Genomic DNA, 6,712 nt, shown 5'->3' with positions numbered 1-6,712 from the left:
ACCAGGACTGGGAACCACCCCGCTGGCCACACCACACCCCCATCACCGACACGGACACGGAGACGGACACATACCCGGGCCAAGACCTGCCCGCACTTCCCGAACCGGAACTGCCCCCGGATCCTTTCCCGGACTGGTACTCCTTCACCGCCGCACACCCATGGCCCGACGACGACATGGACGACACCGACGATCCAGGCTGGCCAGCGCCCCTGAACGACCCCTTCCCGGAATGCGCCGCGTTCCACGGCACCTGATCGACCAAAGCCTTCAACCAGAGGACACAGTCCTGCCGCCCCTGGACGCCCTCGTAAACGGCGCAGCACAGGCGCGCGCCTACTAGTAGGCTCTACCCCACAAGTGATCAACAGGCTGCTGCGGTGACCGAGACGACAGTGAACGAAATGGTTGCCGAGCTGGCCGCGCTCGAGGACCCGAGAGCCCGCGAGGTGAATGAAAAACACGGTGACGATCACGGTGTGAACCTCGGCAAACTGCGCGCGCTCGCGAAGCGGTTGAAGACGCAGCAGGAACTCGCACGCCAGCTCTGGGCGACAGATGACACGGCCGCGAGACTGCTCGCGATCCTGATCTGCCGCCCGAAGAAATTCGAGCGCGATGAGCTGGATGTCATGTTGCGCCAGGCGCGCACGCCGAAGGTTCACGACTGGCTCGTGAACTATGTGGTGAAGAAGAACCCGCACTGCGAGGAGCTGCGCCTTGCCTGGTTCGCCGATCCGGATCCAGTGGTCGCGAGTGCCGGCTGGGCGCTGACCACTGAACGCGCGGCCAAAAATCCCGAGGGCCTGGACCTCGCAGGACTGCTCGACGTCATCGAGGCGGAGATGAAAGACGCCCTGGACCGTCTTCAATGGGCCATGAACCACTGCCTGGCCCAGATCGGGATCGAACACACCGAGCACCGCGCCCGCGCCATCGACATCGGTGAGCGCCTAGGGGTGCTCAAGGATTACCCGACTCCCCCGAACTGCACCTCTCCATTCGCGCCCATCTGGATCACTGAAATGGTGCACCGACAGAACGATAAGTAGGAATTGGGGCTGGAAAACAACAAAGCTGCCCCCGCACGACGTACCGTGCAGGGGCAGCTTCGTTGATTGTTAAGTCGACCGACGAAGAAGAAGAACTAGAACTCCCAGTCCTCATCCTCAGTATTAACAGCCTTGCCAATCACATAGCTCGACCCAGACCCCGAGAAGAAGTCGTGGTTCTCGTCAGCATTGGGGGACAGGGCCGACAGGATGGCCGGGTTCACGTCGGTGACGGAAGCCGGGAACATGGCCTCGTAGCCGAGGTTCATGAGGGCTTTGTTGGCGTTGTAGTGCAGGAACTTCTTGACGTCCTCGGCGAGGCCGACGCCATCGTAGAGGTCGTGCGTGTACTGGACTTCGTTTTCGTAGAGCTCGAAGAGCAGCTCGAAGGTGTAGTCCTTGATTTCCTGGCGCTTTTCCTCGGAGACCTTTTCGAGGCCCTTCTGGAACTTGTAGCCGATGTAGTAGCCGTGCACGGCTTCGTCGCGGATGATCAAGCGGATGAGGTCTGCCGTGTTCGTGAGCTTGGCACGGGAGGACCAGTACATCGGAAGGTAGAACCCTGAGTAGAACAGGAACGATTCCAGCAGCGTGGAAGCAACCTTGCGCTTCAGGGGATCGTCGCCCTGGTAGTAGTCCATGACGATCTGCGCCTTCTTCTGCAGGTTCTCGTTCTCGAGGGACCAGCGGAAGGCGTCGTCGATCTCCTTGGTGGAGCACAGGGTCGAGAAAATCGACGAATACGACTTCGCGTGCACCGACTCCATGAAGGCGATGTTGGTGTATACAGCCTCTTCGTGCGGGGTGATGGCATCCGGAATCAACGAAACGGCACCCACCGTGCCCTGGATGGTGTCCAGCAGGGTCAGGCCCGTGAATACGCGCATGGTGAGCTGCTGCTCGTCCGGCGTCAGGGTGTGCCAGGACTGGACGTCGTTGGACAGCGGCACCTTTTCCGGCAGCCAGAAGTTGTTGACCAGGCGGTTCCAGACCTCCACGTCCTTGTCATCCTGGATGCGGTTCCAGTTGATCGCTTCGACGTGGCTAAGCAGCTTGACCTTCTCGGTCATTTCGTCCCCTTAACGTATGTGTTCTTTAAGGTAAGCGTACGACGCCGGGCGCTCACCCGGCGTCGTGCTCTTCAGTTTTGAGGCGCGGCGGCTGCCGCAAATAAACAACCGTTATCGGTTACAGCATGCAGGAAACGCAGCCTTCTACTTCGGTCCCTTCCAGCGCAAGCTGGCGGAGGCGGATGTAGTAGAGGGTCTTGATGCCCTTGCGCCATGCGTAGATCTGCGCCTTGTTGATGTCACGCGTGGTGGCGGTGTCCTTGAAGAACAGCGTCAGGGACAGGCCCTGGTCCACGTGCTGTGTGGCAGCGGCGTAGGTGTCGATGATCTTTTCGTAGCCGATCTCGTACGCGTCCTGGTAGTACTCCAGGTTGTCGTTGTCGAGGTAGGGAGCCGGGTAGTAGACGCGGCCGATCTTGCCTTCCTTGCGGATTTCGATCTTGGCGGCTACCGGGTGGATCGACGACGTCGAGTTGTTGATGTAGCTGATGGAACCTGTGGGCGGTACGGCCTGCAGGTTCTGGTTGTAGATGCCGTGCTCCATGACGGAAGCCTTCAACTCGCGCCAGTCATCCTGCGTCGGAATGTGGATGCCGGCGAAGAGCTCGCTAACGCGCTCGGTTTCCGGGGTCCATTCCTGCTCGGTGTACTTGTTGAAGAACTCGCCGCTTGCGTAGGTGGAGTTCTCGAAGCCGGCGAAGGGCTGGCCGGTCTCGATGGCCAGCTTGTTCGAGGCACGGAGAGCGTGGAACAGCACCGTGTAGAAGTAGATGTTGGTGAAGTCCAGGCCCTCTTCGGAACCGTAGTGGACGTGCTCACGGGCAAGGTAGCCGTGCAGGTTCATCTGGCCGAGGCCGATCGCGTGGCTCTGGGCGTTGCCCTGTGCGATGGACGGCACCGAGTTGATGTAGGACATGTCCGACACCGCGCTGAGGGCACGGATGGACGTCTCGATCGACAGGCCGAAGTCCGGGGAATCCATGGTCTTGGCGATGTTCATCGAACCAAGGTTGCAGGAGATGTCCTTGCCGACCGTCTCGTAGCTGAGGTCCTCAGCGTAGATCGACGGCGTGGAAACCTGCAGGATCTCCGAGCACAAGTTGCTCATCGTTATCTTGCCCGCGATCGGGTTGGCCCGGTTCACCGTGTCCTCGAACATGATGTACGGGTAGCCGGACTCGAACTGGATCTCCGCGAGGGTCTGGAAGAACTCGCGGGCGCTGATCTTGGTCTTCTTGATCCGGGAGTCGTCCACCATCTCGTAGTACTTCTCGGTGACCGAGATGTCGGAGAACGGGACGCCGTAGACGCGTTCGACGTCGTACGGGGAGAAGAGGTACATGTCCTCGTTCTTCTTGGCCAGCTCGAACGTGATGTCCGGAACCACGACCCCGAGGGACAGCGTCTTGATGCGGATCTTCTCGTCGGCGTTTTCACGCTTGGTGTCCAGGAAGCGGTAGATGTCCGGGTGGTGGGCGTGCAGGTACACGGCACCCGCACCCTGGCGGGCACCGAGCTGGTTGGCGTAGGAGAAGCTGTCTTCGAGGAGCTTCATAACAGGGATGACGCCGGAGGACTGGTTCTCGATCTGCTTGATCGGGGCGCCGTGCTCGCGGATGTTGGTCAGCGAGAGGGCCACGCCACCGCCGCGCTTGGACAACTGCAGCGCGGAGTTGATGCCGCGGGCGATCGACTCCATGTTGTCTTCGATACGCAACAGGAAGCAGGAGACCAACTCACCGCGCTGGGCCTTGCCGGCGTTGAGGAACGTGGGCGTGGCGGGCTGGAAGCGGCCGTCGATGATTTCGTCGACGAGGCGGCTGGCCAGTTCTTCGTTGCCGCGGGCAAGGTGCAAGGCAACCATGCAGACGCGGTCTTCGTAGCGCTCCAGGAAACGCTTGCCGTCGAAGGTCTTGAGCGTGTAGGAGGTGTAGAACTTGAAGGCGCCGAGGAACGTCTCGAAGCGGAACTTCTTCTTGTAGGCGCGGTTGAACAGGTCACGGATGAAGTTCATCGTGTACTGATCGAGTGTCTCGCGCTCGTAGTACTGGTTCTTGACCAGGTAGTCCAGCTTCTCTTCCAGGTCATGGAAGAAAACAGTGTTGTTGTTCACGTGCTGCAGGAAGTACTGGTGCGCGGCCTCGCGGTCGGCGTCGAACTGGATTTCCCCGTTCGGACCATAGAGGTTCAACATGGCGTTGAGCTCATGGTAGCCAAGGCCCTTGTAGGCCTCCGGCAACGGCTTCTTGACCTTGGCGGTGTCCATAGCGCCCTTGGTTACTTCTGTATCTGCGACAGTCGTGTCCAAAACTTTTCCAATCCTTGATTGACCCGGTCAACATCTTCCGGAGTCCCCATGAGTTCGAATCGATAAAGAAGCGGAACCCGGCATTTGGTGGCGATGATGTCTCCCGCCATGCAGTAGTTTTCCGCGAAGTTGGTGTTTCCTGCTCCGATGACGCCGCGGATCAGTTCCCTGTTCTGCGGGTTGTTCAGAAACCTGATGACTTGCTTGGGCACCGATCCGTCGCCATCCGTGCCGCCATACGTGGGCAACACAAGGACGAAGGGTTCCAGTGCGAGCAGCGGCGCGTCCTTGGCATGGAGCGGGATGCGTGCCGCGTCGACGCCGAGCTTCTGGACGAAGCGCTTGGTGTTCTCAGATGTGGAGGAAAAGTAGATGAGGTGACTCCGCGTGCTGATAGCTTCAGCCATTGCTTGAGCAGGTGCTGTTGCCAGCGCTGCCATGGGAGTCACCTCTACTACATTGAAATACTTTTTGATGTGGCGGAGTCCTGAGGAGCCAGGTCCCTGAAAGACTAGGCCACCGAAGCGGCAGCCAGTGCCAGTTCTTCGATCTTGTCCGGACGGAATCCTGACCAGTGGTCCTGCTCGGTCACCACGACGGGGGCCTGCATGTATCCAAGGGCCTTCAGGCGCTCAAGGGCCTCGGCATCCTGTGAGATGTCAACGCTCTGGTAGGCGATGCCCTTCTTGTCGAGTGCACGGTAGGTTGCGTTGCACTGAACACAGGCCGGCTTCGTGTAAACCGTAACAGTCATGGTCCCTGTCCCCTTTGTTGAAGTCTTTGCTCTTCGTTTGGCAGGCCCCGACCGGAACTGATTCCGTCTCCGATGCTGGCCCGCTGACCGCCTAGGCGGCCAAACGCTCTATTCATGTCTTGTGCTGGTTTCCCGCTCAATCCGTAAATCGATACTACATGTAGTGCAAGCGCCTCGGCGGAACCCCAAGATGATGTATTACAAGTATGTCATTTTACGCACCGGTAGTCCACAGGCCGAGGGGGTAAAAATGTCCGGGAATCCGCCAAATCCGGAGACGTAATCCACACCCTGTGGACTACTTAGCCACATTTAATCGTCAGCGTGTCGCTTGGATCCCGGCGTGTCGCGGCATCCTGCAAACACCGTTTCGTGAGTCGCCCGCCACACTTCCCGGCACCAGGCCGACGCCGCCCGGACCCAGCAACAGCAACAGCGGAGACCGAATTCACACAGCTATGCTGGCTGGGCACGGATTTCGGCCGGCACCGAGCCTAAGGATCACTGATGGTCAACCTTCTCCACCTGCGGACGCTGCTTGAAGTCACGCGGCTCGGTTCCTTCGCGGCAGCCGCCGGGCGGCTCGGCTACACCGCCTCAGCCGTATCCCAACAGATGGCAGCGCTGGAACGGGACACCGGCGTCGAACTCTTCCAGCGTTCCGCACGCAGCGTGGTTCCCACCGAGGCCGCCCTCACCATGGTGCGCCATGCCTCCAAGGTGCTCACCGACGTCGAGACCCTGCTGGCGGCCGCCTCGCGGAGCACGGACTCCCCCGTCCAGGAGCTGCGGCTTGGCATCTTCCCAAGCCTGGCAACCTACATCCTCCCGGACATCCTCCGGAACCCGCGCTGGAAGAAGCTGAGCATAGAACTGCGCGTGTGGGTGGCCGAACCCTCCCAGACCATCCAGGGGCTGCGCACCGGCGGCGAACTGGACCTCGCCCTGGTGTACCAAGTGGGCCAGTCCGGGCTCGCGTGGCCCCACACACTGGACCGGCAATGGATCGGCGACGACGACTTCCGGGTGGTGCTCCCCGCGTCCTGGGGTATCCGGGAGGACGCCGAAATGCAGGCCGCGCAACTCTCGGATATGCCTTGGATCATGCACCATCCGGGCACCAGCGACGCCGTCGTGATTGAACGCCTGTTTGCCAGTTGCAATCTGCACCCGCGCGTCGTGGCCTACAGCGATGACTTCCACGCCAGCCTTGAGATGGCGGCAGCGGGGCTCGGCGCCGCCCTGGTGCCGGAACTGGCGCTGCGGCACCGGCCGCCCGGCGTCGTGGTTCTCGATGTTCCGGACATCCGGCTCGCGCGCAACGTGTTCGCCCTGCTCCTCAACGAGAAGCGCACAGCGCAAGTGCAGCTCTTCACGGAATTGCTGGCCGACACGCTTCGCGGGAGCACCGCAACCGTCCGGGCCGGCAGCGCCGCGACGATGCCCAAAACGACTCAAAAGTCAACGCCCAAACCGCGCACCTGAAATCTTCCAGGATGCTGGAACACGCCGCTTGTTTGGGACTATC

The 6,712-nt window shown here is 60.6% G+C and carries 6 protein-coding genes and 1 pseudogene; 3 read left to right on the top strand and 4 right to left on the bottom strand.

Annotated features, from left to right (window positions below):
* Together ABH924_RS18740 and ABH924_RS18735 are read left to right on the top strand one after the other, a co-directional pair.
* A pseudogene (locus tag ABH924_RS18740) lies at positions 1–257 on the top strand (hypothetical protein); the annotation flags it as partial.
* A 147-nt stretch (positions 258–404) separates the two neighbouring features.
* Positions 405–1,052 carry a DNA alkylation repair protein gene (locus ABH924_RS18735; protein ID WP_404501246.1) on the top strand — a complete coding sequence of 216 codons (648 nt, stop codon included), beginning with the start codon at positions 405–407 and terminating at the stop codon, positions 1,050–1,052.
* 95 nt (positions 1,053–1,147) lie between these two features.
* On the opposite strand, the gene nrdF is transcribed toward ABH924_RS18735, so the two are convergent.
* The 4 genes from nrdF to nrdH all read right to left on the bottom strand — a co-directional run bounded on the left by nrdF (position 1,148) and on the right by nrdH (position 5,184).
* The gene (nrdF, locus tag ABH924_RS18730; protein ID WP_059389329.1) at positions 1,148–2,122 is read right to left on the bottom strand and encodes a class 1b ribonucleoside-diphosphate reductase subunit beta; all 975 of its coding nucleotides are present in this window, start codon (positions 2,120–2,122) and stop codon (positions 1,148–1,150) included.
* Between the two features lie 118 nt (positions 2,123–2,240).
* Positions 2,241–4,388 (bottom strand): class 1b ribonucleoside-diphosphate reductase subunit alpha, encoded by a 2,148-nt coding sequence (nrdE, locus tag ABH924_RS18725; protein ID WP_234749988.1) that lies wholly within the window; start codon positions 4,386–4,388, stop codon positions 2,241–2,243.
* An 11-nt stretch (positions 4,389–4,399) separates the two neighbouring features.
* Positions 4,400–4,870, bottom strand: coding sequence for a class Ib ribonucleoside-diphosphate reductase assembly flavoprotein NrdI (gene nrdI, locus ABH924_RS18720; protein ID WP_404501239.1), 471 nt, complete (start codon positions 4,868–4,870; stop codon positions 4,400–4,402).
* Between the two features lie 71 nt (positions 4,871–4,941).
* A complete protein-coding gene (gene nrdH / locus ABH924_RS18715) occupies positions 4,942–5,184 on the bottom strand; it encodes a glutaredoxin-like protein NrdH (RefSeq protein WP_028267421.1) in 243 nt (80 codons plus the stop codon).
* Positions 5,185–5,691: 507 nt separating this feature from the next.
* On the opposite strand from nrdH, the gene ABH924_RS18710 reads away from it, so the two are divergent.
* Positions 5,692–6,669: a LysR family transcriptional regulator gene (locus ABH924_RS18710; protein WP_404501237.1), complete on the top strand. Its 978-nt coding sequence runs from the start codon at positions 5,692–5,694 to the stop codon at positions 6,667–6,669.
* The last annotated feature ends 43 nt before the right edge of the window (positions 6,670–6,712 follow it).

It is taken from the genome of Arthrobacter sp. GAS37, from assembly GCF_044908325.1.
Taxonomy (GTDB): domain Bacteria; phylum Actinomycetota; class Actinomycetes; order Actinomycetales; family Micrococcaceae; genus Arthrobacter; species Arthrobacter ramosus.
This window is presented reverse-complemented; position numbering and strand designations above follow the sequence as displayed.